Origin of the sequence: Corynebacterium faecium, assembly GCF_027257105.1 — a bacterium.
Taxonomy (GTDB): Bacteria; Actinomycetota; Actinomycetes; order Mycobacteriales; family Mycobacteriaceae; genus Corynebacterium; species Corynebacterium lehmanniae.
Map to the genome: position 1 here is coordinate 198,584 of NZ_JAPYJX010000003.1, position 26,245 is coordinate 224,828.

General features: G+C 67.8%; 23 protein-coding genes, 1 tRNA gene and 1 pseudogene. 7 read left to right on the plus strand and 18 right to left on the minus strand.

Annotated features, from left to right (window positions below; all coding sequences use genetic code 11):
- The first annotated feature begins 13 nt into the window (after nt 1-13).
- The 3 genes from O5O53_RS04440 to O5O53_RS04450 are packed head-to-tail and all read left to right on the plus strand — an operon-like array spanning nt 14 to nt 4,068.
- Nucleotides 14-769 (plus strand): LamB/YcsF family protein, encoded by a 756-nt coding sequence (locus O5O53_RS04440; RefSeq protein ID WP_269509398.1) that lies wholly within the window; start codon nt 14-16, stop codon nt 767-769.
- A complete protein-coding gene (locus O5O53_RS04445; RefSeq protein ID WP_269509401.1) occupies nt 766-2,319 on the plus strand; it encodes a 5-oxoprolinase subunit B/C family protein in 1,554 nt (517 codons plus the stop codon). The genes O5O53_RS04440 and O5O53_RS04445 overlap by 4 nt, the downstream gene beginning before the upstream one ends.
- A gap of 3 nt (nt 2,320-2,322) precedes the next feature.
- Entirely contained in the window at nt 2,323-4,068 is a 1,746-nt protein-coding gene (locus tag O5O53_RS04450; protein ID WP_269509402.1) for an acetyl/propionyl/methylcrotonyl-CoA carboxylase subunit alpha, read from the plus strand.
- Nucleotides 4,069-4,116: 48 nt separating this feature from the next.
- Here O5O53_RS04450 and O5O53_RS04455 read toward each other — a convergent pair whose 3' ends face one another.
- The 10 genes and pseudogenes from O5O53_RS04455 to O5O53_RS04500 all read right to left on the minus strand — a co-directional run bounded on the left by O5O53_RS04455 (nt 4,117) and on the right by O5O53_RS04500 (nt 14,602).
- Entirely contained in the window at nt 4,117-5,199 is a 1,083-nt protein-coding gene (locus tag O5O53_RS04455) for an HNH endonuclease signature motif containing protein (RefSeq protein ID WP_269509404.1), read from the minus strand.
- Between the two features lie 100 nt (nt 5,200-5,299).
- A pseudogene (locus O5O53_RS04460) lies at nt 5,300-6,079 on the minus strand (putative hydro-lyase).
- A 4-nt stretch (nt 6,080-6,083) separates the two neighbouring features.
- Nucleotides 6,084-7,265, minus strand: a complete 1,182-nt coding sequence (locus O5O53_RS04465; protein ID WP_269509537.1) for an NRAMP family divalent metal transporter — start codon at nt 7,263-7,265, stop codon at nt 6,084-6,086.
- 183 nt (nt 7,266-7,448) lie between these two features.
- Nucleotides 7,449-7,772: a putative quinol monooxygenase gene (locus tag O5O53_RS04470; protein ID WP_269509406.1), complete on the minus strand. Its 324-nt coding sequence runs from the start codon at nt 7,770-7,772 to the stop codon at nt 7,449-7,451.
- A gap of 10 nt (nt 7,773-7,782) precedes the next feature.
- Entirely contained in the window at nt 7,783-9,573 is a 1,791-nt protein-coding gene (locus O5O53_RS04475) for an ABC-F family ATP-binding cassette domain-containing protein (protein ID WP_269509407.1), read from the minus strand.
- A 14-nt stretch (nt 9,574-9,587) separates the two neighbouring features.
- Complete coding sequence (locus tag O5O53_RS04480; protein ID WP_269509409.1) at nt 9,588-10,685, minus strand: exonuclease domain-containing protein; 1,098 nt, start codon at nt 10,683-10,685, stop codon at nt 9,588-9,590.
- A 41-nt stretch (nt 10,686-10,726) separates the two neighbouring features.
- Entirely contained in the window at nt 10,727-11,674 is a 948-nt protein-coding gene (locus O5O53_RS04485; protein ID WP_269509411.1) for a 4-(cytidine 5'-diphospho)-2-C-methyl-D-erythritol kinase, read from the minus strand.
- On the minus strand, nt 11,664-12,518 hold the full coding sequence (gene rsmA / locus O5O53_RS04490; protein WP_269509413.1) for a 16S rRNA (adenine(1518)-N(6)/adenine(1519)-N(6))-dimethyltransferase RsmA: 855 nt from the start codon (nt 12,516-12,518) through the stop codon (nt 11,664-11,666). The genes O5O53_RS04485 and rsmA overlap by 11 nt, the downstream gene beginning before the upstream one ends.
- Complete coding sequence (locus tag O5O53_RS04495; RefSeq protein ID WP_269509416.1) at nt 12,519-13,667, minus strand: resuscitation-promoting factor; 1,149 nt, start codon at nt 13,665-13,667, stop codon at nt 12,519-12,521. It abuts the gene before it with no gap.
- A gap of 98 nt (nt 13,668-13,765) precedes the next feature.
- Nucleotides 13,766-14,602, minus strand: coding sequence for a TatD family hydrolase (locus O5O53_RS04500; protein WP_269509417.1), 837 nt, complete (start codon nt 14,600-14,602; stop codon nt 13,766-13,768).
- Between the two features lie 12 nt (nt 14,603-14,614).
- On the opposite strand from O5O53_RS04500, the gene O5O53_RS04505 reads away from it, so the two are divergent.
- Both O5O53_RS04505 and O5O53_RS04510 read left to right on the plus strand, forming a co-directional pair.
- Nucleotides 14,615-15,007 carry a DUF3806 domain-containing protein gene (locus tag O5O53_RS04505; RefSeq protein WP_269509418.1) on the plus strand — a complete coding sequence of 131 codons (393 nt, stop codon included), beginning with the start codon at nt 14,615-14,617 and terminating at the stop codon, nt 15,005-15,007.
- Complete coding sequence (locus tag O5O53_RS04510; protein ID WP_269509420.1) at nt 15,004-15,915, plus strand: alpha/beta hydrolase fold domain-containing protein; 912 nt, start codon at nt 15,004-15,006, stop codon at nt 15,913-15,915. The genes O5O53_RS04505 and O5O53_RS04510 overlap by 4 nt, the downstream gene beginning before the upstream one ends.
- Nucleotides 15,916-15,922: 7 nt before the next feature.
- Here the strand turns inward: O5O53_RS04510 and metG are convergent, their stop codons facing one another.
- From metG to rsmI, 3 genes are all read right to left on the minus strand, one after another.
- Nucleotides 15,923-17,767 carry a methionine--tRNA ligase gene (gene metG / locus O5O53_RS04515; protein ID WP_269509422.1) on the minus strand — a complete coding sequence of 615 codons (1,845 nt, stop codon included), beginning with the start codon at nt 17,765-17,767 and terminating at the stop codon, nt 15,923-15,925.
- 85 nt (nt 17,768-17,852) lie between these two features.
- Nucleotides 17,853-19,658, minus strand: coding sequence for a BCCT family transporter (locus tag O5O53_RS04520; RefSeq protein ID WP_269509424.1), 1,806 nt, complete (start codon nt 19,656-19,658; stop codon nt 17,853-17,855).
- A gap of 107 nt (nt 19,659-19,765) precedes the next feature.
- On the minus strand, nt 19,766-20,626 hold the full coding sequence (rsmI, locus tag O5O53_RS04525; RefSeq protein WP_269509425.1) for a 16S rRNA (cytidine(1402)-2'-O)-methyltransferase: 861 nt from the start codon (nt 20,624-20,626) through the stop codon (nt 19,766-19,768).
- Between the two features lie 49 nt (nt 20,627-20,675).
- Between rsmI and pmt the strand changes: the two genes are divergently transcribed.
- A complete protein-coding gene (pmt, locus tag O5O53_RS04530) occupies nt 20,676-22,313 on the plus strand; it encodes a protein O-mannosyltransferase (RefSeq protein WP_437177842.1) in 1,638 nt (545 codons plus the stop codon).
- 14 nt (nt 22,314-22,327) lie between these two features.
- On the opposite strand, the gene O5O53_RS04535 is transcribed toward pmt, so the two are convergent.
- The gene (locus O5O53_RS04535; protein ID WP_269509426.1) at nt 22,328-22,975 is read right to left on the minus strand and encodes a zf-HC2 domain-containing protein; all 648 of its coding nucleotides are present in this window, start codon (nt 22,973-22,975) and stop codon (nt 22,328-22,330) included.
- Entirely contained in the window at nt 22,968-23,375 is a 408-nt protein-coding gene (locus tag O5O53_RS04540) for a DoxX family protein (RefSeq protein WP_269509428.1), read from the minus strand. Before O5O53_RS04540 ends, O5O53_RS04535 begins: the two co-directional genes overlap by 8 nt.
- Before the next feature lie 52 nt (nt 23,376-23,427).
- Between O5O53_RS04540 and O5O53_RS04545 the strand changes: the two genes are divergently transcribed.
- Nucleotides 23,428-24,051: a DNA-3-methyladenine glycosylase I gene (locus O5O53_RS04545; RefSeq protein WP_269509430.1), complete on the plus strand. Its 624-nt coding sequence runs from the start codon at nt 23,428-23,430 to the stop codon at nt 24,049-24,051.
- Between the two features lie 7 nt (nt 24,052-24,058).
- Here the strand turns inward: O5O53_RS04545 and O5O53_RS04550 are convergent, their stop codons facing one another.
- The 3 genes from O5O53_RS04550 to sepX form a co-directional block, all read right to left on the minus strand.
- A complete protein-coding gene (locus tag O5O53_RS04550; protein ID WP_269509432.1) occupies nt 24,059-24,679 on the minus strand; it encodes a cation efflux transmembrane domain-containing protein in 621 nt (206 codons plus the stop codon).
- Nucleotides 24,680-24,781: 102 nt separating this feature from the next.
- A tRNA-Ala gene (locus O5O53_RS04555) sits at nt 24,782-24,854 on the minus strand.
- 77 nt (nt 24,855-24,931) lie between these two features.
- Entirely contained in the window at nt 24,932-26,146 is a 1,215-nt protein-coding gene (gene sepX, locus O5O53_RS04560) for a divisome protein SepX/GlpR (protein ID WP_269509434.1), read from the minus strand.
- Nucleotides 26,147-26,245: the final 99 nt, after the last annotated feature.

A 26,245-nucleotide genomic window follows, 5' to 3' on the forward strand; every position in this document is an offset into this window, starting at 1 on the left:
TATAACTAGGGCCATGCATATCGACCTCAATGCCGACCTCGGGGAGACCACCGCGGGCAACCCGGTCGCTGACGACGCAGCCATGCTGGAGATGGTCTCCAGCGCCAACGTCGCCACCGGCTTCCACGCAGGAGACCCCCACTCCATCGCCGGCACCTTGAAAAACGCCGCCGCCCACGGCGTGACCCTCGGCGCCCACGTTGCCTACAACGACCCGGCAGGCTTCGGCCGCCGCTTCATCGACTACGCCCCCGCCGAACTCGCGGACGAGACGCTCTACCAAATCGGCGCCCTCGACGCGCTGGCCCGCGTCCACGGCATGCAAGTGCACTACGTCAAGCCGCACGGCGCGCTCTACAACACGATCGTCCACCACGAGGCCCACGCCAAGGCGGTCATCGACGGCATCAAGGCGTTCAGCCCCGAGCTCGCCGTGATGCTGCTGCCCGGCGGCGTCGCCGTCGACATCGCCGAGAAGGCCGGCCTGCGCGTGATCCGCGAGGCGTTCGCGGACCGCGGCTACAACCCCGACGGCACGCTCGTGTCGCGTCGTGAGCCGGGTGCGGTCTTGCACGACCCGGAGGACGTGGCCAAGCGGGTGCTCCAGGTCGCCTCCACCGGATCCGTCACCGCCGTCGACGGCACCGAAGTCAAGGTCCACGCCGAATCGGTCTGCGTCCACGGCGACTCCCCCGGCTCCGTCGAACTGACCCGCAGCGTCGTGCACAAGCTTGCCGACGAAGGCATCCGCATCGAGGCCGTCCTGTGAGCTACCCCGTAAAGCGAGTCGGCACCCGCGCCCTCATCGTGGACCTGCCCGACCTGAAAACAGTCATGGACTTCTACGCGGCGCTTTCCGCCTCGCCGCTGGAGCATCAAACTGACGTCGTCGCCGCCGCGCGCACCGTGCTCGTGACCTTCGACTCGCCCACCGCCACCACCAACGCCGTCGATGTGCTCGCCGGCTATTCGCCCGCTGCCGCGGACATGGGCACGCCGCGCGACATCGACATCGACGTGCGCTACGACGGGGAGGACGTGGGCGCGCTGGCGTCGTCGCTAGGCATGAGCACAGCCGAACTGATCGAGTGGCACACCTCCACCACCTGGGTCGCAGCCTTCGGCGGCTTCGCCCCCGGCTTCACCTACTGCGTGCCCGAGGACGCCTCACGCGCCCTGGAAATCCCGCGCCGCGACTCGCCGCGCACCGCCGTGCCCGCAGGCGCCGTCGCCCTGGCCGGCGAATTCTCCGCCGTCTACCCGCGCACCTCCCCCGGCGGCTGGCAGCTCATCGGCACCACCGCGACCCCGATGTGGGACTCCACCGCCACTCCGCCCGCGCTCGTCGCCCCCGGCGACCGGGTGCACTACCGCGCCGTGGACACCCTGCCGGCCGACACGCAGACCGCCCGCAAGCACCTGGCCACCCCGCCGCGACGCCCCGTGTTCACGCTCGACGACGCCGGCCTGCAGACCCTCTACCAGGATCTCGGCCGCCAAGGCAACGGCAACCTGGGCGTGACCACATCCGGCTCCACCGACCGCGCCTCCGCCCGCACCGCCAACGCCGCAGTGGGTAACAAACGCAACGCCACGCTGCTGGAAAACGTCGGCGGGCTGACCATGACCGCGCTGGCGGAGACCGTCATCTGCGTCACCGGCGCCGACGCCGACGTCACCGTCGGCGGCCGGCCCGCGCCGCTGGCTACCCCGACGATTGTGCCGGCCGGCGCCGAGGTCGCGGTCAAGCCCGCGCGCCTGGGGTTCCGCACCTACGTCGCCGTGCGCGGCGGGCTCATCGCCGACACCGAGCTGGACTCGGCGGCCACCGACATGCTCTCCGGGCTCGGCCCGAAGCCACTCGCCGCCGGCGACACCATCGCCATGTCGTTGACCCCGCCGCAGTCCGCGAACTCGCTCCTGTCCAACCCGCTGCGCGTCGAGCGCGACGGCGCGGACGTCGTCGGCGTGGTGCGCTGCGTCCTCGGCCCCCGCGACGACTGGTTCGACGCGGACGCCGTCGAACGGTTCTTTAACACCACGTTCACCGTCACCGGCGACTCCAACCGCGTTGGCCTGCGCCTCGAATCCGACGCGCCCCTGACCCGCTCGCGCGACGGCGAGCTGCCCAGCGAAGGCATGGTCGCAGGCTCCGTGCAGATCCCCCCGTCCGGCCAGCCCGTGCTCTTCCTGCGCGACCACGCCGTGACCGGCGGATACCCTGTCATCGCGACCGTGATCAATGAAGACGTCGACATCGCCGCACAACTCCCGCCCGGCGGAAAACTCCGCTTCGAGCGCTACACCCTGGAAGGTTAAGCAATGACTCTTTCTGCCGTACTGATCGCCAACCGCGGCGAGATCGCCGTGCGCATCGCCCGCACCGCCCGCGACCTTGGCATCCGCTCCATCGCCGTCTACTCCGAGCCCGACACAGGCGCCCTGCACACCCAGGTCGCCGACGAGGCCTACCTCCTGCCGGGCAAGACCTCCGCCGAGACGTACATGAACATCCCGGCGCTCATCGAGGTCGCGCACCGCGCCGGCGCCGACTGCCTCCACCCCGGCTACGGGTTCTTGTCCGAAAACGCCGACTTCGCCCGCACCGTCGAGCAGGCCGGCCTGAAATGGATCGGCCCCTCGCCCGAGGCCATCGAGCTGCTCGGCGACAAACTCTCCGCCCGCGCCCTTGCCGTCGAGGTCGACGCCCCGCTCGCCCCCGGCACCGGCGAGCCGCTGTCCACCTGGGAGGAAGCCCGCGACTTCGCCGACGAGCACGGCATGCCGATTGCGATTAAGGCGGCGTTCGGCGGCGGCGGCCGCGGCCTGAAGGTCGTCTTCGACGAAGCCGACATCGAGGAAGGCTTCGCCTCCGCCGGCCGCGAGGCGAAGGAAGCGTTCGGCCGCGGCGAGTGCTACGTGGAGAAGTTCCTCACCCACCCGCGCCACGTCGAGGCGCAAGTGCTTGCCGACGCGCACGGCAACGTCGCCGTCCTCGGCACCCGCGACTGCTCCACACAGCGCCGCTTCCAAAAACTCATCGAGGAAGCCCCCGCGCCGTTTTTGACCGACGAGCAGCGCACCGCCATCGAAGAAGGCGCCCGCGAGATCATCCGCAAGGCGAACTACCAGTCCGCCGGCACCGTCGAATACATTGTCTCCGAAGACGGCACCGTGTCGTTTTTGGAGGTCAACACCCGCGTCCAGGTCGAGCACCCCATCACCGAGGCCGTCACCGGCGTGGACATCATCGCCGAGCAGTTCCGCATCGCGGATGGGCTTCCGCTGTCCTTCGTCGGCTCGGACGGTGACGGCGGCGGGACCGATCCGTCGATAAGCGGGCATGCGTTTGAGTTCCGCATCAACGCCGAGGACGTCACCAACGGGTTCGCGCCCTCGCCGGGTACGGTGACGCGCTTCGACGTGCCAACCGGACCAGGCGTGCGTATCGACACCGGTGTTCGCACCGGCGGACAGATCCCGCCGTACTACGACTCGCTCATGGGCAAACTCGTCGTGTGGGGGCCCGACCGCGACACTGCGCTCGCCCGCGCCAAGCAGTCGCTGAGTGAATTCGTCATCGAAGGCGTGCGCACCGTGCTGCCGTTCCACCGCGACATGGTCGACGCGCCCGAAATCACCGGCGACAGCCTCGACGTCTACACCGACTGGGTCGACCACAATTACTCACCGTCGCAGAAGCACAACGGCGTGGACATCGAGCACATCTACGACGAGCGCCGCGACGTCGTCGTGGAAATCGACGGCAAGCTGCACACCATCGGCTTCCCCGTCGCGATGCTCGGCGGCGGCGCGGCCACGGCCTCGGCTGAGGCGGCTGGCCCGGCCGGCGACGAAGCGGGCGCCGTGACGTCGAAGTACGAAGCCACGATCGTGGAATGGCTCGTTTCCGACGGCGACGTCGTTGCCAAGGGCGACCCAATCGCCACCGTCGAGGCGATGAAGATGGAATCGCAGCTCAAAGCGCCTCGCGACGGGCAGATCTCGCTTGCCGCGAAGCAGGGCGAGCGCGTGAAGGCGAACGCCACCATCGCGACGATTTCCTAGCGCGCGAGATCCGCCGTCGTCCTTGTTGGGCGGCGGCGTTTCGCGTTGTTAGGGCAGGGGTGTGCTTCGTGGTCCGAAGAGTTGGTCGAGTGCTCCGCGGTCGGTGTTTTTCAGGTGGTACCCGCGCGGTGAGATCCACCAGGGTGCGCCCCTGATCATCGCGATGCGGCCGCGGGATTTACGCCAGGGGTCGTCGTCGTTGACGCGGTTGTGGTAGCGGCACAGCGGCACGAGGTTGTTCATGTTGGTGTAGCCGCCGTGTTTCCAGGCGTTCACGTGGTGGATCTCGGAGCCCAACGCCCCGTGCCGGCAGCCTGGGAAGGCGCACACGGGTGAGACCATGCAGGCGAGGTCGCGTTGTTTCTGGTTGGCGAAGCGCTCGGTGTCGTACAGGTTCACCGCCCCTTCCTCGGGGTGGAACGCTGCGACCTCCAAGGCCTCGCCGAATTCTTGTTGCATGTACTCGGCTCCGGTCATGGTGGTGCCGTCAGTCAAGGTGAGGATGACGTCGTCACCGTCGCCGGCCATGATGCGGGCGTGCTCGGTGATCGGCACCAGCACGATCGGGCGTGGTGCCGCGGCGACGACCCCGCCTGCTTTGCCTTCGACGATGCGCCAGAACGCTTCCTCCATCTGGGGTGCGGCCGGCTGTGTGGCGTCGATGCCTTGTTTCAGGCGGTGCTCGAGGTCTGCTGCTTTGCGGTCGGTGGTGTCGATGGTGATGCGCGCCCGGCCGTTTTTCGGCGCGGAGAACGCGACCTGCTTCTTCGTCGGGGCATTGTCCTCGCGGGGCACCAGCTCTCGTGCGGCGCGCTCGATCGCGCGGTACCCGCCTTGAACGTCCAACAAGGCGAGGCGCAGCCGCCACCGCTCGCCGGCGTCTTTCACACCACCGATGCGGCGTTCAATCAGCGCCAGCTCGTCCAGGGAAAACCCGCGGGCCTTCTGTACTGCCAACGCTTGCTTGCGGGTGAATTTCGTCGGCCCGTAGTAGACCTTTTGCATTTGGTCCCACGCGCGTGCCCGATCCGGCGCCATGCCAGCACCCAGGGCAACGGGCAGGTCGAAGTGCCGCAGCGTCTCCATGGATGCTGCGGCCATCGCCTGAATGAATGCGTCGAACGGGTTCATGCCACGAACACTAAACACAACGCAACCCCGCACAACCCCCGAACCGAAATCTGTGGACAACTCGCCACACCAGCCCCAAAGTTGTCCACAGCCGGGCCCTTTAGGGAACCTGGTACGCCACGTCCCGCACGTCGGTGATGAGCATCTTGCCCGGCGAATGGCAGATCGCAAGCTCCGGCTTGGACGACATCACAATCGACTGCGGCGTCACCCCGCACGCCCAGAACACCGGCTCCCACCCGGCCGGAACGTCCACCGCGTCGCCGAAATCGGGCGCGCCCAGATCGTCGATGCCGATCAGCCCCGGCTCCCCCACGTGCACCGGCGCGCCGTGCACCGCCGGGTAGCGCTAGGTGATCCGCACCGCGTCCGCCACCAACCCCGCCGGGATCGGCCGCATAGACACCACCATCTTTCCGCTAAACACGCCGGCCGGTTCGCAGTCGATGTTGGTGAGATACATCGGCACGTTCACGCCCTGCTCGATGTGCGCCACCGGCACATTGTTGTCAATCAACGCCTGCTCGAAGGTGAACGAACAGCCGATGACAAACGCGACGGTGTTCTCGGTCCAGTAGGCGGTGGCAACCGTTGGTTCGTCGATAAGCGAGCCCTGCGAAAACACCCGGTAGGACGGAATATCCGTGCGGATGTCGCCACCCGCAAGCAGCGATGACGACACCTGGCCCGGCTCCAACACCCCGAGCAGCGGGCACGGCTTCGGGTTGCGCTGCGCGAACAACAAAAAGTCGAACGCATACTTCTTGTCCAGCGCGATCAGATTGGCCTGGGCGAAGCCCGCGGAAAAGCCCGCCGTTGTCGCCACATCAGTAGTGCGGAACAACGCGCGGGCCTGCGCTGGGGTGTAAGAGGCGTACATGCCCCTAGCTTATGTAGCTGTTGAGGAACTCGGCGAACCCGGCAATTGACATCCCCGCCATGACCACCGAAACAGCAAAGCCAATTACGCCCGTCACCAGCATCCACATCGGCGGCTTGTAGCCCTCGAGGATGTCGCGTCGGAAGAAACCGACCCACAGCACAACCGCGAAGCTGATCGGCAAAATCAGGCCGTTGAACGCGCCGGCGGCGATGAGCAGCAACTGCGGCGCGGCGCCCAGGAAGAGGAAGATCACGGTGGAGATGACGATGAACACCACGGTCATCCAGCCGCGGATCTTCGGGTTGAAGCCCTGCTTGGTCAAAAAGGAGATGGACGTAAACGACGCGCCGATCACCGACGACAGACCGGCAGCCCACAGCACCATGCCAAACGCGCGCAGACCGAATTCGCCGGCGGCGTTATAGAACACGTCGGCGGCCGTGTTGTCCTTCGAAAGCGTCACGCCGGTGGCGACCACACCAAGTACCGCGAGGAAGAGCAACACGCGCATGATGCCGGTAACGACGATGCCGGTGGCGGCGGAGCGGGAGATGTAGGAGAGGTTTTCGGGGCCGGTGTGGCCTGCGTCGATAAGCCTGTGCACGCCGGCGAATACGATGTAGCCGCCGATGGAGCCGCCGATCAATGTGGTGATGACCTTCGGGTCGATCTCGTCCGGCATCACAGTCTGGCGCATGGCCTCCGCCACGGGCGGGTTCGATGAGATGGCCACGTACAGCATGAGCAAGATCATCATCGCGCCGAGGATGCCGACGATGACGTCGAGGGCAGCGCCAGCGCGCTTCCACAGAAACACCACGATGGCGATCAGCGCGGAGATGGCACCGCCGACTTTGGGGTCGATCGCCCCGCCGGACAGGGCCTGCATGCCAAGCCCGGTGCCTGCAATGTTGCCGATGTTAAACACCAGGCCGCCAATTGCGACCAAGACCGCGAGGCCCCAGCCGAGGCCGGGAAGGAGCCGGTTGGCTAGCTCGCTGGCGCGCAGCCCGGAGACGCCGAGGATGCGCCAGACGTTGAGCTGGATGGCGATGTCCACCAGGATCGACAGCAGAATCGCGAAGGCGAACGCTGCGCCCATCTGCACGGTGAACACGGACGTTTGGGTGAGAAAGCCCGGTCCGATGGCGGAGGTTGCCATGAGGAAGATGGCGCCGACCATCGGGCCGATGCCGGCTTTCATCGCCGGTGCCTTGGCGGGCACGTCTGCGGCGGTGGATCCGCCGTGCGTGGGCTCTGGAGCGGTCACTGGGGACACCCCTTTCACGTTCTAGGAAAATGTGACGGGGGAGATATTAAGCCATGAATGCGCCCCAGGAGACATCACGTCACACCCGCGCTACCCCTAGGAGACCTTGAACTCCGCCATCTGGTCCCACTCGGTCTTGCCTTCGATGAGGGTGTTGATGATGGTGGGGGTCTCTTTCAGGATCGTGGGGAAGAATTCCTGGGCGGCCTTGAAGTGGTCGGAGTTGACGTGGGCTTCGGCGGCGTCGTCCTGGAATGCTTCGATGAGCAGGTATTCGTCGGGGTTGTCTTCGTTGCGGTACCAGTCGAAGAAGATGTTGCCTTCCTCGGCGCGGGAGGCGTCGGTGAAGTCCTTGACCAGCTCGCGGAAGTTCTCGACGTTCTCGGGCAGGGGCTTGAATCGCACGTTTATTAAAATCATGCGCCCCACCCTAGCCTTCGAGCTTCTCGCCGAGTTCGAGCCATTCCATCTCGAGCTCCTCGCGCGCATCCTTCACCGCGGTGAGCTCTTTGGTTTTGGCGCCGATGGCGTCGAAGTCGCCGGTCTCGGACAGCGCGGCAATCTCCGCCTCGAGGGCTTCGGCCCGCTCGTTTTCCTTGGCGATCTTGCGCTCGAGCGCCTTCATCTTCTTCTGCAGCTCGCGCTCTTCTTGGGAGCTCATCTGCTTATCGACGGCCTCCGGTTGCCCCTCCCCCAGATCCAGCACGCCGGCAGTGCGGGCCTGATCGGCGCGCTGGTCCAGGTACTGCTGGATGCCGCCGGGCAGGTTGGTGAGCTTCCCGTCGCCGAACAACGCGTAGGTGGAATCGGCGATGCGCTCGATCAGGTAGCGGTCGTGGGAGATGACCACCAGGGTGCCGGGCCAGGAGTCGAGGAGGTTCTCCAGCTCCTGGAGGGTGTCGATGTCGAGATCGTTGGTGGGCTCGTCGAGAAGCAGCACGTTCGGCTCGGCCATGAGCACGCGGGTCAGTTGCAGGCGGCGGCGCTCGCCGCCGGAGAGGTCGCGCACGGGGGTGCGCTGGCGCTTCGGGGAGAAGCCGAGACGCTCGGCGAGCTGCGAGGCGGACAGCTCCTTCTTGCCGAAGTTGATGTAGGTGGCGACGTCCTCGACGGCGTCGATGACGCGGCGCTCCGGGTCGAGGTCGTCGAGTTCCTGGCGCAGCCAGCCGATGCGGGTGGTCTGGCCTTCGATGCGCTTGCCGGCGGCCAGCGGGTACTCCCCGGCCAGGGTGCGCAGCAGCGTCGTTTTGCCGGAGCCGTTGACGCCGACCAAGCCGATGCGCTCGCCGGGGGCGAGGCGCCAGGTGAGGTGGTCGACGAGCGTGCGGCCGTCCGGGGCGTCGATGCGCGCGTCCTCGAGCTCGATGACCACGCGGCCCTGGCGCTGCTTCGAAAACGCCATGAGCTCGACGGTGTCGCGCGGCGGCGGGACGTCCTTGATCAGGGCTTCGGCGGCCTCGATGCGGTAGCGCGGCTTCGAGGTGCGGGCAGGTGCGCCGCGGCGCAGCCACGCCAGCTCCTTGCGGGCGAGGTTCTGGCGGCGCTGCTCGATGGCGTCGGCCTGGCGGGCGCGCTCGGCGCGGGCGAAGGTCCAGTCGTTGTAGCCGCCCTCGTAGACGTCGACGGCGCCGTCGTGGACCTCCCAGGTCAGGGTGGCCACGGTATCGAGGAACCAGCGGTCGTGGGTGACCACCACGACGGCGACTTTGCGGGCCAGCAGGTGGTCGGCGAGCCACTGCACGCCTTCGACGTCGAGGTGGTTGGTCGGCTCGTCCAGCACCACCAGGTCCAAATCCTGCACGAGCGCGGCGGCGAGGTTGACGCGTCTGCGCTCGCCGCCGGAGAGCTGCCCCACCGGGGTGTCCAGGCCGAGCTCCGCCACGCCGGTGCCCTGCAGCACCTCGCGCACGCGCGCGTTGGAGGCCCACTCGAAGGTCTGCAGGCCCAGCGGCTCGACGACGGCTTGGCCGACCGTCAGCGCGCTATCCAGCGTGAAGCGCTGCGTGACCACCGCCATGCGCAGGTCCGAGGTGTGCGACACGCGCCCCGCGTCCGGCGGCTCGATGCCGGTGAGCACCTCCAGCAGGGTGGTTTTGCCGCCGCCATTGACGCCGACGATGCCGATGCGCTCGCCGGTCTGCACGCCGAGCGAGACGCCGTCGAGAAGCGTTTTCAGCCCCCACGTTTTGGAGACGTTTTCCAGGTTGATCAGGTTAGCCATATCGGCTAGCCATCTTACGCAGGCAGCAACGCGTGCAGCCCTCGGCTGCGCTGCAGCTGGGCGACGATGTGGGCGCACGCCAGCGCGTCCGAATCCGCCCGGTGGTGGTTGAGCGTGAACCCGGGCGCGCAGTACTCGGCGACGGTGGGCAGTGTGTGGTCCGCAAGGTGCGGCAGCAGGCGCCGGCTCAGGCGGCAGGTGCAGTAGAAGCGCTTAGGGTACGTGCCGGTGAAGTAGTAGCGGTCGAGCGCACGCCACACCGCGGCGTCGAAGGTGGCGTTGTGCGCCCACACCGGCGCTTCACCGACGAACTCCACGAGCTGGTCGGCAATGTCGAACCAGCTCGGCGCGTCCTCGATGTCGCCGCGGTCGATGCCGTGGATGTGGCTGAACTCGAACAGGATGTATTCCTCCGGCGGGCGCAGGTAGGTGCACAGCTGGTCCACCACTTCCCCGCCGGCGACCTTGACCAGCGCGACCTGGCACGCGGAGGCGCCGGAGATCCGGTTCGCGGTTTCGAAGTCGACGGCGATGAACTCGTCTTGGAGCAGCTCGCCTATTCGCGGTATCCACTTCGCCGCCGCAACCTTCCTCGGCGCCCGAGCTTTGCCGGTGAGCTCGGCGCGCGGGGTGGCGGGCAGGCGCTTCTCTTCGGCAACCTTGGCCTGCCAGGCGGCTTTGAACGGCGCCGGATCCCGCCCCTCGCGGCGGGCGAGGTGCTCCTCCGCCTTGGCCAGGCGTTTCTCCAGGTTCACCCGCGCATCTGGGTGCCGCGCCACCGGCGTCGCGGCGAGCCAGGTGCGGATGACGACGGCCGCCTCCGCGTGTTGGCCCAGCGCGTGGTGCAGCGCCGCCACCTCGGCGACGTAGGCATCCAGCGCCCAGGCGGCATCCGAGTCCGCGGCGTCCTGCATCGCGAACATGAGCTCCTCGGCCAGCGCGAGTGCGGCGCGCGGGTGGTCGTCGCGTTTGAGTTTTCTTACCCGCGGCAGGTGCTCCCAAATCGGCCGACCTTTCACCGCGGGCGGGGCGGCGGTGAACCCGCTCAGGCGCGCCTCCACGGTGGAGGTGTTGCCGTCGAGGTAGTTGCGTGTGGCATCGATTAAGGGCATGGGCCGCACACTACGGCCCGCCCCGACACAACCGGCCCGCGTTAGATCACGCGTTCGACTTGGGCGCCGTGGTCCGGGCCTTCGGCGACGAAGACCTCGTAGCCGTCGAAGCGTTCCGCCAGGTGCTCGGCGGCAAAGCGCGCGTCGTCGGCGTCGTCGCAGAGCACGGCCACGGTGGGCCCGGAGCCGGAGACGATCGCGCGTCGGCCCGCCTCCCCGGCAACGCCAAGCACGCGCTTGAGCACCGGGCGCATCGACAGCGCCGGCGCCTCCAAATCGTTGTGCAACGCCGCCGCCACGCGCGCCACGTCGCCGGAGGTCAGCGCCTGGGACAGCTCGGTGGCGTCCAGGTGAGGCAGAAGGGCGGGGTTGCCGTGGCGCAGATCGTCGAGAAGCGCAAACGCTCCCCCGGTGTTGATGCCGATTTTGGGGTTGATGAACACCCAGTGCAGCCGGCCGCGCGAGAGCATCTCCACCAGCTTGTCGCCGCGGCCGGTGCCGAGCGCGGTGCCGCCCATGAGCGAAAAGGGCACGTCCGCGCCGAGCGACGCCGCGATCTCGCGCAATTTCTCATCCGGCAGCGGCTCGCCGAACTGCGCCACCAGCGCATTGGCCGCCACCAGCGCGGCGGCCGCGTCGGCAGAGCCGCCCGCCATGCCGCCGGCGACGAAGACGTGCTTGTCCACCTCGATGCGCACGCGCGGCACCGCCACGCCCGCGCGCGCCACCACGGCCTCGACGGCGCGCCAGGCCAGGTTGTTTGGCCCGTCGATGTCCTCGTCGGGCTCGTCCACGAAGAACGTGGTGCGCATGGATGCGACGGGCGGGCCGGCCACGGGGGCGCCGTCGAGAAGCAAGCGCACCACCTCGCGCCTGTCCACCGCGTGGAAGACGCTGACCAGGTCGTGGTAGCCGTCCGTGCGCGCCTCGCCAACGCCGAGGTGCAGGTTCACCTTGCCCGGCGCGGAGGCGACGATCTCACGCGCCATGCCGGGCCTCCCCCAGCCGGATGAAGTCTGCGACGGTGAGCTTCTCGCCGCGCAGGCCCGGGTCGATGCCGACGGCGCGCAGCGCGTCCTCGGCGGCCGCGGCCGAACCGTAGATGCCCGACAGCGTGGAGCGCAGCGTCTTGCGGCGCTGGGCGAAGGCGGCGTCCACGAGCGGGAAGATGGTGTCGCGAAGCTCGCGCGGGGCGTCGGCTGCGACGTCGATGCGCACGAGCCCCGACTCGATGTTTGGCGCCGGCCAGAACACGTGCTTGCCGATCGTGCCGGCGCGCGAGACGTCGCCGTAGAAGGCGGCCTTGACGCTGGGCACGCCGTAGATCTTCGAGCCGGGCTGGGCGGCAAGCCTGTCGGCGACTTCCTTTTGCACCATCACGAGCACCCTGCGTATCGACGGCAGCTCCGCCAGCAAATGCAGCAGCACCGGCACCGAGACGTTGTAGGGCAGGTTCGCCACCAACGCGGTCGGCGCGACATCGAAGTCGGCGCGGGCGACCTTCAGCGCGTCGGTGTTGATGACAGTGAGGCGATCGGCGTGGTCCGGGGCGAACTCCCCGACGGTTGTGGGCAGGCGCCCGGCCAGGCGCGGGTCGATCTCGAGCGCGGTGACGGTCTGGGCGGTGTCGATGAGCCCCAGGGTGAGCGAGCCAAGGCCGGGCCCGACCTCGACGACGTGGTCGTCGGGGGAAAGCTCCGCGGCCGCGACGATGCGGCGCACGGTGTTGGGGTCGTGCAGGAAGTTCTGCCCCAGCTTCTTCGTCGGGGTGACGTCCAGCTCGGCGGCGAGCTCGCGGATCTCGGCGGGCCCTAAGAGTTGCGCTTCTGCCATCTAGCGGATACCCAGGCTGGCGGTGCAGGCAGGCCAGGCGCCCCAGCCCTGGGAGGCCTGGACGCGCTCGGCGATGGCGATCTGCTGCTCGCGGGTGGCCAGGTGCGCGCTCGGCGCGTACGCGGTGCCGCCGTGGCCCGCCCAGGTGGACGGGGTGAACTGCAGGCCGCCGGAGAAGCCGTTGCCGGTGTTGATTGCCCAGTTGCCGCCGGATTCGCACTGCGCCAGCGAATCCCACACGCTGCCGGAGGCCACCGCGGGCGCGGCCGCGCCAGTGTTGCCGGCGTTGTCGGCCTGCTTCGTGCCGCGGGCGATAAGCGCCGGCTTGGCCTTTTTCACTTCCTTTTCTTCGGCCACACCTTCGGACTCGACCTTGCCGTTGACGGTGACGGTGCGGTGGATGACCTTGGTTTCGCCCTGCTCGCCCTTCTCGCGAACCTCTTCTTCGCCCTCGTCGAGCGAGTCGTCGTCGACGTACTCCGCCGGAACCTCCACCACGACGGTCTCCGGGCGGTCCACGGTGCTCACGCGGTCGAGCACGATCTCCATGCCGGGCTCGATGGCATCGGTGAGCGCGACGTTGAGGCGGTCGTCGGTGTCGAAGGTGACGCCGCGGGCGGCGAGCAGGTCGCCAACAGTCTTCGCGGCGGCCGCGACGTAAGTCAGATCCCCGCCGTCGCGCAACGCGACGATCTTCGGGGTGGTCACGTTCAGGTTCATGCCGTCGGTGACCGGCTGGTCGCGGTCCACGTCCACGGCGGAGTAGCCGTCAACGCCGGCCTGGTCGATCAGCTCGCCGACGGTGCCGGCAGTCGACGTGATCTCCTGCGCAACGCCGTCGATGACCACGGCGACCGGCTTCGCGGTGCGCACGGTGACGGTGTCGCCGCTGGAAAGCTTCTCCCCCGGCGCCGGGTAGACCAGGTCCTCCGGCGCGACCTCGACGCCGGCAGAAGAAAGCGCGCCCGCGACATCCGCGGCGTAGGTGCGCACGTTGGTTTCCTCGCCGTTGACGTCGACGGTGACCTGCTTTTGGGTGGCAAGTGCCGTGCCCGCGCCGCCGACCAGGACGGCGCCGGCGACGGTGCCGGCGACGGCGCGCTTGGTGGCGGTGCTCTTTGGGTTGATCCGCTTGATCTGACGGGACATGTGTTTCCTCACGGGTCGGCTCAGCTGAAGGTGTTCAGCTAACAACCCGGGTAACGATACGGTAACGCCCGCGGGGTTTCAAGGCCCGACGTGCCAGCTCACACCCCGTAGACCCGCGAGAATGTCTCTGCAATCTCACGCGCCACATCGGCCACTTCCATGCCGCGCGCTTCGGCCACGACCTTCGCCGTGTGCCCGATCAGCGACGGCTCGTTTTTCGCCCCGCGGAACGGCTCCGGCGTCATGTACGGAGCGTCCGTTTCCACCAGCAGCTGTCCCGCCGGCGCCAGCGCCGCCGCCTCGCGCAGCTCCTCATTGCGCTTGAACGTGACGTTGCCGGCGAAACTGAGCACGTAGCCGCGCTCGATCGCCTCGCGCGCCACGTCCAGCGGCGAGGAGAAGCAGTGCAGGATCACGTGCTCGGGCCGTGGGGCACTATCAAGAATGCGCAGCATCTCCGCGTCGCCTTCGCGGTTGTGGATCATCAACGCCTTGCCCGACTCGCACGCCAAATCGATGTGCCAGCGAAACGCCTCTTCCTGCACCTCAAGCGGCGCGGTGCCCTCCGCGTCGTGTTTGAGCCAGTACGTGTCGATGCCGGTCTCGCCCACCGCCACGCAACGCTCGTCGGCGGCCATCTCCGTCAGGCGGGCGCGAGCAACGTCGTCAAGCTCGTGTGCCCTCGTCGGGTGGATGGCGCACGCAGCGAACACGCGCTTGTTGAAGTGGGCGGCCTGAAGCGCGAGCTCAGCCTCCTCGAGCCCGTCGCCGACGGTGCAGATGCGCTCCACCCCGGCGGCCAGGGCGCGCTCGACGAACGCGTCGACCTCCTCGGCACTGCGCGCGCCGCACGACGCGAGGTGCGTGTGCGCGTCAATCAGCCCGGCAATCGGCTCGGCGGGCACGGGCGTGGGACGTGGCTTCTTTTTGCTCATACGATGCACCCTATGGCATTTGAAGACATCGACTCAGCCACCCAGACCCAAATCGAGGCCGACCTGGCCGAAGCCGCCGGCCGCGGCATCAACGGCTCGCCCGCCGACATCGCGGAGTCTTTCGAGGCCGAACTCGCCGACTACCTCGCCCTTCCCGCGGACGTGCGCCGCAGCTTCCCCCGCGGCGACACCGCGCGCCTTTTCGGCACCGCGCTCGGCCAGGCGCTCGTGCGCGAGGGGTACAAGTGGCAATTGCTTATCGACGACTACGGCACCGACCTCGTCGTCGCCAAAAACGTCGGCAGCGCGGGCGAGAAATACACCGCGCCGCTAGTGGTGGTGGACCAGCGTTTCGAGGACGAAGAGCCGGGCACGCTGACCAAGTTTCTCGGGCAGTTCCTATGACTGCTCCAATGCCGGAATCGATCATGCCGCTCGTGCGGCCGGAACTGCGCAGGCGGGCGCGGCTGATCCCCCACCCGCCGGTGGAGCTGCGAGCGACCCGCTGGCTCACCACCCACGGCCAGACGCTCTTTCCCATCCCCCGGCGCGAGGGCGTGGAGCTGATCCGGCACGGGCGCACCCTCATCTTCCGGCCGCGCAATCCGAAGGGCGCCCTGCTGTGGCTGCACGGCGGCGGCCACATCATCGGCCACCCCGCCCAGGACGGGCCGCTGTGCGCGAACACCGCCGCCGAGGTGGGCGTCACCGTGGTGGCACCGCGCTACCCGCTCTCGCCTGCGCACCCCTTCCCCGCCGGCCTGGACGCCGCGCTTGAGACGTGGGCGTGGATGCACACCCGCGCGGACGAGTTCGGCGAACCGTTCGCCATCGGCGGCGAAAGCGCCGGCGGCGGGTTGGCCGCCGCGGCGTGCCAGCGGCTTTACGACGAGCACGGCCCGCTTCCGCGCGCCCAGTGGCTGTTCTGCCCGATGCTGGACGACCGCCCCACCGCCGACCGTCGACGCGACCTCCCCCGCGACCGACCCGTGGCCAACAACTCGCAGACCCGCTACGCCTGGACGTCCTACCTGGGGCAGGCACCCGGGCTGGCAACGGTGCCGGAGTACGCCGTCCCCGCCCGGCGCGCCGACCTGTCGGGCCTTCCCCCTGCGTGGCTGTCCACCGGCGACATCGAGCTGTTCTACGAGGAGATCTGCGCCTACACCCGGAGGCTTCGCGACGCCGGCGTGCCCGCCCAGCTCGAGATCGTCGAGGGCGCGCCGCACGCGATCGAGCTGTGGGCGTTCGACGTGCCGGTGGTCAAGGCCATGCTCGCCTCGGCCAGGGCGTGGCTCGGCGAGCAGCTGTAGCCGCGGTCTACTGCACCGGCGCCCACTCCGGGCCGGTCTCGCCGAGCTCCGGGTCCAGCTTGGCAATCAGCGGCTGCGGCTTGGACAGCTCCGTGCCCGGGGTAACGTCCACGCGCTGCCACACGGCCTGCTGCTGCGAGTAGTCGCCGGTGATGGTCAGGTAGGTCTGGCCCTTTTCCGGCAGGCCGACGCCGACGAGGTTGAACTCCTCGTCGTCCACGACCTCCTCGACGCGCGGCTCCGCGGCCCAGATGCCGGTGCGGCCCAGCGTCTCGTGGACCTTCTGCGCGGTGTGCGGCAAAAACGGGGTGAGCATGGCGTTGCAGTCGGAGACGACCTGCAGCGCGGTCCACAGCACGGTGGCCAGGCGCTCACGCTGGGTGTCGTCCTTGGCCAGCTTCCACGGCTCCTGCTCCGCGATGTAGGCGTTGGCCTCGCCGACGACGTGCATGATCTTCGTGATCGCGGACTTGAAGTGGGCCTTGCCCAGCTCCTCGCCGGCGGTGGTGAAGGTTTCGGCCGCGAGGTTCAGGATGCGCTCGTCGGACGCTTCGAGCGGGCCGGGTGCCGGGACCTGGCCGAAGTTCTTGTGCGCCATGGACACGGTGCGGTTGACCAGGTTGCCCCAGCCGTTGGCCAGCTCGTTGTTCACGCGGCGGACAAACTCGTCCCAGGTGAAGTCCGTGTCGTTATTCTCCGGGCCGGCGACGGCGATGAAGTAGCGCAGCGGGTCCGGGCCGAATTCCGAAAGGAAGTCCTTGACGTAGATGACCACGCCCTTGGACGAGGAGAACTTGGAGCCGGACATGGTGAGGAACTCGGACGAGACGACCTCGGTGGGCAGGTTCAGCTCGCCGAGCTCGCCGGCGGTGCCGCCCTTCGCGCCCTTGCCCGCGTAGCCGAGGAGCTCCGCCGGCCAGATCTGGGAGTGGAAGGTGATGTTGTCCTTGCCCATGAAGTAGTAGCCCTCGGTGGCGGGGTCCTGCCAGAAGTCCTTCCAGGCCTCCGGGTTGCCGGAGCGGTGCGCCCACTCAATCGACGCGGACAGGTAGCCCACCACCGCGTCGAACCAGACGTAGAGCTTCTTCGACGGGTTGTCCTGCCAGTCCTCCACCGGGATCGGGATGCCCCAGTCGATGTCGCGGGTCATCGCGCGCGGGCGCATGTCTTCCAGCAGGTTCAGGGAGAACTTCAGCACGTTCGGGCGCCACTCCTGGCGGGTGGACAGCCACTGCTCCAGCGCGTCGTGCAGCGCGGGCAGGTCGAGCATGAAGTGCTCGGTCTCGATGAACTTCGGCGTCTCGCCGTTGATCTTGGATACCGGGTTGATCAGGTCCGCCGGGTCGAGCTGGTTGCCGCAGGTGTCGCACTGGTCGCCGCGGGCGTCGGTGGCGCCGCAAATCGGGCAGGTGCCCTCGATGTAGCGGTCCGGCAGCGTGCGGCCCGTCGACGGGGAGATCGCGCCCTGGGTGGTCTCGCGGATCATGTACCCGTTCTCGTTCAGCCCGCGGAACAGCTCCTGCACCACTGCGTAGTGATTGCGGGTGGTGGTGCGGGTGAACAGGTCGTAGGACAGGCCCAGGCCCGCCAGGTCCTCGACGATCTGCTTGTTGTAGCGGTCCGCCAGCTCCTTGACGGTCACGCCTTCCTTGTCGGCCTGCACGAGCAGCGGGGTGCCGTGCTCGTCGGTGCCGGAGACCATGAGGACGTTCTTGCCGGACATTCGCTGGTAACGGGCGAAGACGTCGGAGGGCACGCCGAAGCCTGCGACGTGACCGATATGGCGCGGGCCGTTGGCGTACGGCCACGCAACGCACACAAGAACGTTGTTGTTGGTCTCGGAAGAAGTCATGGCTCTCAGCATAAGTTATGCCCCGCTTAAGCACTGCACTGCTCGAGCGGGGCACAACCGAAGGTGCGTCGTTAAGCAAACGCCCCTAGCGGGAACGCGGTTTGAGCATCTCCTTCACCTGCGCCTTGCGAGCTTCCAGCTCCTGCTGGTCGCGGTGCATGCGACGCTCGATGGCCAGCTGGCGGGCGAAACGCTCCTGCTCCTTCTTGTCCAGGTAGATCGTGTCGTTGGACATGTCCTTGACAATCGCGAACATCAGCGCGATCAGGATGAACAGGAACGGCGTGGCGGCCACGATGGTCACCGACTGCAGCGAGTTCAGCGCGTCCGAGCCGCCGGAGATCAGCAGCGTCAGGCCAACGAATGCTGTGGCCAGGCCCCACATTGCGGCGAGCCACGGCTTCGCCTCGGTCTTGCCGGACTGGGTCATGGACGCCATCACGGTCGACGCGGAGTCCGCGGAGGTGATGAAGAAGGTGCCCAGCAGGATCAGGGCGAACACACCCATGACGTAGCCGCCCGGCAGGGAGTGCAGCAGGTTGAACAGCTGCTCCTCGTTGGAGCCGTCGCCGACGATGGACTCGCCAGCCTGCTCCATCTTGATGGCCGTGGCGCCGAAGATAGCGAACCACGCGGTGGACAGGCCGGCCGGAACCAGCATGACGCCGAGGCAGAACTCGCGGACGGTGCGGCCGCGGGAGATGCGCGCCAGGAAGGTGCCCACGAACGGGGACCAGGAGATCCACCATGCCCAGTAGAAGATGGTCCAGCTGGAGAGGAACTCGCCGGCCTGGCCGTCGGAGCTCTCAGCGGTGCGGGCGGCCATTTCGAAGAAGTTCTGCAGGTAGCTGCCCACGGCGGTCGGCAGCATGTTCAGCTGCGCGACGGTCGGGCCGAAGACGAACACGAAGATCGCCAGGATCGCGGCGACGACCATGTTCGCGTTGGACAGCCACTGGATGCCCTTGGACACGCCCGACATCGCGGACAACAGGAATGCCAGGGTAAGCACGGAGACGATGCCGATGGTCAGCTTGGTGGACGGGTTGTCCACGAAGCCGGAGGCCTCCAGGCCGGAGCTGATCTGCAGCGCGCCCAGGCCCAGGGAGCAGGCGGTGCCGAAGATGGTGGCGAACACGGCGAAGGCGTCGATGAGCTTGCCCGGCCAGCCGTCGGCCGCTTTCTCACCAATTAGCGGGATGAACGCGCTGGACAGCAGCTGCTTGCGGCCAAGGCGGAACGTCGAGTACGCGATAGCCAGGCCGATGATGGCGTAGACGGCCCACGGGTGCAGCGTCCAGTGGAACATGGTCTGCGCCATCGCGGTGCCGACCTCGTGCGGCTCGTGGCCCGGCACGCCGTCGAGGTACATCGCGAGCGGCTCAGCAGCGCCGTAGAACATCAGGCCGATGCCCATGCCGGCGGCGAACATCATGGCGATCCACGAGGTTGTTTTGAACTCGGGGCGCTCGTCGGCGGTGCCGAGGCGGATGGTGCCGAAGTTCGACAAGGCGATCACGATGACGAAGGCGACGAAGATGGTGCCGCCGAGGACGAAGGCCCAGCCGAGGTTGTCAATGACCCAGCCGAACGCGGTGTCCGCAAAGTTGGAGAAGCTGTCGGGGGCAGCCAGGCCCCAGCCGACAACCGCCGCGACAATCACCGCGAGAGGAATAACGATGCCCCAGTTGATCGGGGCGTCTTCTGCGTCGGCTTGGCTCTCGACGCGTTCCTCAGGGTCGGTGTAGTTGGGTTGCACGCCGTCGCGGTCGGCGCGCAGCAGCGCGGCGATCTCGCCGACTGCGGAAGTCTTTTCAGTCTTAATGGGATCCGTACTCCGCGGCTCCACGTCGGGATCGTGTGGATCCCTTTGGAGATCACGCTGAGACATATAGTTCTCCTCGCAAATTTTCAGGGTTTTTCTAGAACCCAAGCAGGCTAGCCCAGATCACACCATTGCGCTAACCCGCGCGCGAGGAAAACATGTGCTTATCGACGTCAGCTCCGCGCATCCAACGCGGCATCGTAAAGGTCTCCGACCTTCACGCCGTGCTGCTTGGCCACCTGTTTCGCGGCGTCTTTCATGCGCTGGCCACCGTCGACGAGCTCCAGGACCATCCCGACCAGGTCCTCCGGTTCGGCCTGCTGCCCGGTGCCGCCTTCGATCACCAGCGTGATCTCTCCGCGCACGCCACCGGCCGCCCACTCGGACAGCTCCCCCAGCGTGCCGCGCTTGACCTCCTCGTAGGTTTTGGTCAGCTCGCGGCACACCGCGGCGCGGCGTTCGGCACCGAGGACGTCCGCGGCGTCGGCAAGCAACTGCTCGATGCGGTGCGGCGACTCGAAGCAGCACACGGCGCGGCGCTCGTGCACGAGCGTTTCCAGCCACGCCCGGCGCGCGCCGGCCTTGCGGGGCGCGAAACCGTCAAAGATGAAGTGGCCCACGTTGAGCCCAGACAGCGCCAGCGCCGTGGTCACCGCGGACGGGCCCGGGATGCAGGTGACCGGGATGCCGGCGTCGTGGGCGGCGGCGACGATGGAGTGGCCGGGGTCGGACACCAGCGGCATGCCGGCGTCGGTGACGACGAGTACGGTGCCGGCGCGTGCGGCGTCGAGAAGCTCCCGCGCCCGGGATTCCTCGTTGTGGTCGAAGTTGGACACCACGCGGCCGGTGATTTCCACGCCGAGCGCTGCGGCAAGGGCGCGCGTGCGCCGGGTGTCCTCCGCTGCGATCACATCCGCCGTGGCGAGCGCCTGCGCAAGCCGGGGCGAGGCGTCCGCGACGTTGCCGAGCGGGGTGGCCGCGAGTACAACTCCGGCCGGGAGGTTCTGAGTCAGGTTGTCTTGCTCGGCGGACATACCTCGGGAGCATACGCGTAAGGCGCTAATATCTTCCGTCGTGACCACTATCGCGAGCACCCCGAACCCCGCCGGACCGCCACCTAGCGCCGACGCAACGGCGCCAGAGACGACGCGTTCCCTGCGGCCCGCCCAGCCTGCGCCCGAGGCACCCGTGACGGTGCCGTGGACGCGCCGCGACACCATCGCCGCCTCCGTCATCGGTGTGCTGGCGCTGCTCACCAGGTTCATCGGCCTGGTGCAGCCGACCAGCTCCGGCACCCCCGTCTTCGACGAGAAGCACTACGTCCCGCAAGCCTGGGACATGGTGGAAAGCTGGTTCAACCCGGTCCTGGGCGGCATCGAGTCCAACCCCGGCTACGGCCTGGTCGTGCACCCGCCGCTGGGCAAGCAACTGCTCGCGCTCGGCGAGATCATCTTCGGCTACTCCCCGCTCGGCTGGCGCCTGATGACCGGTTTGTTCGGCACCGCCGTGATCGTGTTCGTGTTCCTGCTCGCGCGGCGGGTGAGCCAGTCCACCAACATCGCGATCCTCGCGGGCATCATCGCGCTGTTCGACGGCGTCCTGTTGGTCTCCGCAAAATTCGGCATGCTCGACGTCTTCCAGGTGCTGTTCGTGGTGATGGCGGCGTGGACCCTGGCCGGCGACATGCGCGAGGTGCACCACCGCTGGCACGACGCGTGGCTGGCCGGCAAGCTCGAGGAAGCGGGCCCCTTCGGCCCGCGCATGGGCTTTCGCTGGTGGCGCTTCGCCACCGGTGTGCTGCTCGGCCTGACGCTGTCTGTGAAGTGGTCCGGCCTGTACTACATCATGTTCTTCGGCCTGCTGTCGTCGTTCTGGGACCTGTTCCTGCGCCGCCGCTACGGCGTGGAGAAGCCGATTTCGGGCACCCTGCTTCGCGACGTCCCGTCGGCGCTCGCCTCCATCGTGCTCATCCCCGCCGTGCTGTACCTGTGGTCCTGGCGCGCCTGGTTCGCGTCCGAGACCTCCGTGTACCGCCACTCGCTTACCGACGGCACGATCGCCGGCTCCGACTGGCCCTGGCTGGCCAACCTGCCCGAGCCGATCGCTGGCTGGTTCTACTACCACTTCTCGGTGCTGAACTTCCACGCCTCGCTGACGTCGTCGTCCGGCCACTCCCACCCGTGGGACTCAAAGCCGTGGGCCTGGCTGGTCTCGGCACGCCCGATCCTCTACTACTCCGCCACCGACCTGGAGTGCTCCATCGCGCCCGGTGACGGCAAGTGCCGCGAGATGATCTACATGTTCGGCACCCCCGCCATCTGGTGGCTGACCGTGCCGGTGCTGCTGTGGGCCTGCTGGGTGTGGCTGACCCGCAAGGACTTCCGCGTCATCGTGCCGGTGATCGCGTTCGCCGCCGGGTTCCTGCCGTGGCTGGCCGCCTTCGACCGCCAGATGTACTTCTTCTACGCCACCGCCCTGGTGCCGTTCACCGCGGTGCTGCTCGCGCTCGCGTTGGGCAACCTGGCCAAGAAGGGCGGGCCCGTGACGTGGTCCTGGGTGAACAAGGTCGCGGGCTTTGAGATGCGCTGGGGCCAACTTGCCGCCGTGGTCTACATCGCGCTGGTGGTGGCCAGCTTCATCTACTGGTCGCCCATCTTCTACGGGTTCGAAATCCCGGACGCCTGGTACGAGTCCATCATGTGGCTGCCCAGCTGGAAGTAGCCAGCCGGAAGTAGCTAGTACGGCCGGGCGTCGAGCAGCTGCCACGCCCGGCGCAGCGCCCCGCCCCGGTCCGCGACCCAGGTCCACACCAGGGCCACCAGGCTCATAAACGGGACGAGCACCCCGGCGAGCTCGAACGCGCCTGTGCCCAGCACAAAATCGCGCACGGCGAAGCCGACGGTGAAGGTAAACATCGTGCCTACAATCAGCACCACCCCCGGGATCTGCTGCGGACGCCAGGCGGTAAAGCCCAACGCGAGCGCCACGCCGAAACGCACGGACGCCGAAGACGCCACCACCGGCTCCTCCCCGCCGGACAGGATCAGGCGCACGGCCCACAGCACCCACACCACGGCCATCGCGCCGAGCATCAGGCGCCCCACGGCCATGCCGATCTCCCGGCGGCGCGCGAAGCGGCGCCACTCGTTGTCCACGCCGGCGAGGATCGCGGAAGACAGGTCCTGCGGCGGCGCCATCGCGTCGTCGGTGTCGCCGCCGAGTGACTGGGACAACGACTCCGACAGTGCCAAGGAGCGGTCCAAAAACGCGCGGCACTCCGGGCATCCGGACACGTGGGCGTCGACGATGGCGTCGTCGAGTTCGGCCTTCTCGCCGTCGATGCGCGCGGACAGCGCCGCCTGGACCTCCTCGTGGCTAACCACGCGTGAGCACCCCGTCCAGGCTTACGCGGCCGGTGCCGAAGACTGTGATGATGAACAGCGCGGCGGCGAGCACGAGCGTGTACTCCACTCCCCCAGCCTCGATGAAAAAGCCGTTGTCCAGGTGCACGAAGTACCCGGCGGCTAAAACGAGGAGGGCAAGGAGCGACGCGGTGATCGTCGTCAAGAGCCCCACAGCCAAAAACGCGCCGCCGATGAGCTCGACGGTGCCGGTGAGGTAGGCGGACAGCTGCGGCTGCGGCACCCCGAGTGCGGCGAACTGGCTGCCGGTTTCGGCCATGCCCATCTCGAACCAGTGGTTGTAGCCGTGCGCCACAAACACCGCGCCCAGCACAAGCCGGAGCACAAGCAGCGCGAAGTCGCGGACGGCGGGCCTATTCATGCCGATTAGCGTACCCGTGGAACCGAACCGGGTAGAACTGAGTCCAATACCTATGACTGATCTTCACACCACACCAGAAACCGATCCCGAGTCCGGCTGGCCCGTCATCGGCGACGACGGGCTGGCGCGCCCGCCGTGGGCCGCCACCGACCCACTTTTGCGCGAGTACTACGACACCGAATGGGGCATGCCCGTCACCGACGAGCAGGGCATGTTTGAACGCGTCTGCCTCGAGGGCTTCCAGGTGGGGCTGTCGTGGCGGCTGATCCTGCAGAAGCGCGAGGCCCTTCGCGCTGCCTTCCACGGCTTCGATCCTGAGGCCGTCGCGGGCATGAGCATCGAGCATTTGCTTGGCGACGCTTCCTTGATCCGCAACCGGCGCAAACTCGAAGCAGCAGTGAAAAACGCCGAGGCAACGCTGGCGCTGCGGGAGGAGGGCACGCACCTGGGCGAGTTCGTGTGGTCCTACCAGCCGGCGAATACGCCGGTGCCGCGCACGATGGCGGAGGTGCCGACGCGCTCGCCTGAATCCGAGCAGCTGGCCAAGGACTTGAAGAAGCGCGGCTTCACCTTTGTGGGGCCGGTGACCATGTACGCGCTGATGGAATCCACCGGCATCATCGACACCAACCTGGTGGGCACGTGGCGCCGCGGGGCGTCCGGGGTGTGGGCGTAAGCGGCGTCTAGTCGTCGTCCATGTCCGCGAAGGCGTCCTCCACGGAGTCGTGCTCCTCGCGGGAGGCCTCCCAGACCTCCTTGGCGGCGGAGAGGTTGATCGCGGCGATGATCGCGCCGACGACGATGTCGAACCAGGCGGTCTCCCACACGAACGTGAGCAAGCCGGCGGCGATGATGAGCAGGTTGGCCAGCGCGTCGTTGCGCGCGGCCAGCCAGGCGCCGGTGGCGAGCGACGAGTCTTCGCCGCGCAGCTGCATCAGCAGGATCGCGCAGACCACGTTGACCACCAACGCACCGAACGCGATGCCGGTTAAGCCCTCCGGCGACGGCGCGACCGGGTTCATGATCTTGGTGACCACGGTGACCACCGCCGCCACCGCCGGGATGAGGATCAGCGCGGCGAGCACGCTGCCCGCGGTGCGGCGGCGGGCGGCCGGCCACGCCACGGCGAAGAACACCAGCAGGTTAATCGCGGTGTCCTCGAGGAAGTCGGCGGAGTCCGCGAACAGCGATGCCGAGCCGATGGCCACGGCACCGGCGAACTCCACGAAGAAGTAGGCGAGGTTCAGCAGCGCCACGATCAGCACGGCGCGACGGATCTTCTGCGCATTCATCGAATCTGCCACTTCAGCTGCTCCTTTTTGCGTTTTACACAACGGGAAGGCAGCTTAGCCGATGCGCAAAACGTAACGGGACCCGGTCGCTTTCGACCGGGTCCCGTCTTCCAGTGGAGCTAAGGGGAATCGAACCCCTGACCTTCGCATTGCGAACGCGACGCTCTACCAACTGAGCTATAGCCCCTCGGCTTGTGGTGTTACGTTACTCCTCCCCCGCGCGCCGGTTAAATCGGCTGCGCACGCGCGGTTTCCGCCGTTGATCTAGGAGGCGCGGGTGCCGTAGTCGCCGAGGGTGCTGTAGTCGTCGTAGTCGTCGTAGCCGGGGTCGTTTTCCGGCACGTAGCGGGTGGACGGCAGGGTGTCGAAGTCGGGGCTTTCGTCGTCCAGGTCCAGCACCACGGAGCCGGCGCGCAGGCGTGCGTCACGCGGGTGCTCGTCGTGGTTGCTCATCGCCACACCCATGCGGGCGCGGCGCAGCTGGCGCAGGCGGCGGGCGTGCAGCGCGCGCTCCTTCAGCACGACGCGGCGCAGCGCGATCATGAACCACGCGGTCAGCCCGGCTGCCACAGCGGGCAGCACCCAAGTCCAGCCGCCTGCGACAAACGCGATAACGAACGTGACCACGCAGGCCACGATCAAAGCCAGCAGGGTGCGCTGGCGGCGCTGGAAGCGGGTGGCGGTGTTTTTCTTCTCGCGCTCCGGGTCGAAACCGCCGCGGCCGCGGCGCGCAGCGGCGAAGGCGAGGTCCTCGTCGCCCGCTTCTGCCGCTTCTGCGGTCGCCTCCGGCTCTTCCGGTGCTTCCTCGTCTTCCGCTTCCGGGGCGCTTTGCTTCTCGACGCCTCCGGTCTCCCCCGCGTAGCCAAAGTCCTCGGGTGCAGTGTAGGACTCGTCCAGTTCGTAGCGGTCTGCCTCGGCTTCAGCCTCGTCGACCGGTTCGGCCTCTGCCTCGGCGTCTTCTGCAGCATCCTCCGCGGCGAGGACCTTGGTGGAGCCGGCGGCCCCGCTGGCGACGACCTTGGTGGAGCCGCCGGCGGCGGGTGCGTCGTCGGCCTGCTCAGTCGCAGCAGCGTCCTCGGATTCAGCCGGCTCGGCCTCGTCGTCGACGTGCTCGATCACTTCGCCATCGATGTGGTCGGCCGCGGCGGCATCCCCCTCGGCGCCGGCCTCCTCGGCGCCGGGGCGACGGAAGAGGGTGCGCAGGGCGGGAGCGTCGTCGATAAGCACCTGCTCCTCGGCATCCGTTGCCTCGACAACCTCGTAGTCGGTGTCCTCGCTGTGGCGGTGGATGTCGGCGGCGGTGAGCTTCGGGCGGCGGCGCTCAGCCATCGGCGCGGTGCCGCCCTCGTGCAGCACGCGCGTTTCGTCGTAGCCGTCGCCGGAGCGGCGGATCGGCTTGTTGTTGCCGATCATCAACGGTGCGAGGACGATGATCCACACCACCAGGATCAAGATGATCATTAAGCTCGGGCTGCCCATGGGCGATGCCACCTTTCCGCGTCAGTTGCACCCTTAAAGTCAGAAGTCCACGGTATCGGCACTTGCGCAGGCGGACGGGTCGGCGCGCCGGTGAGGCGC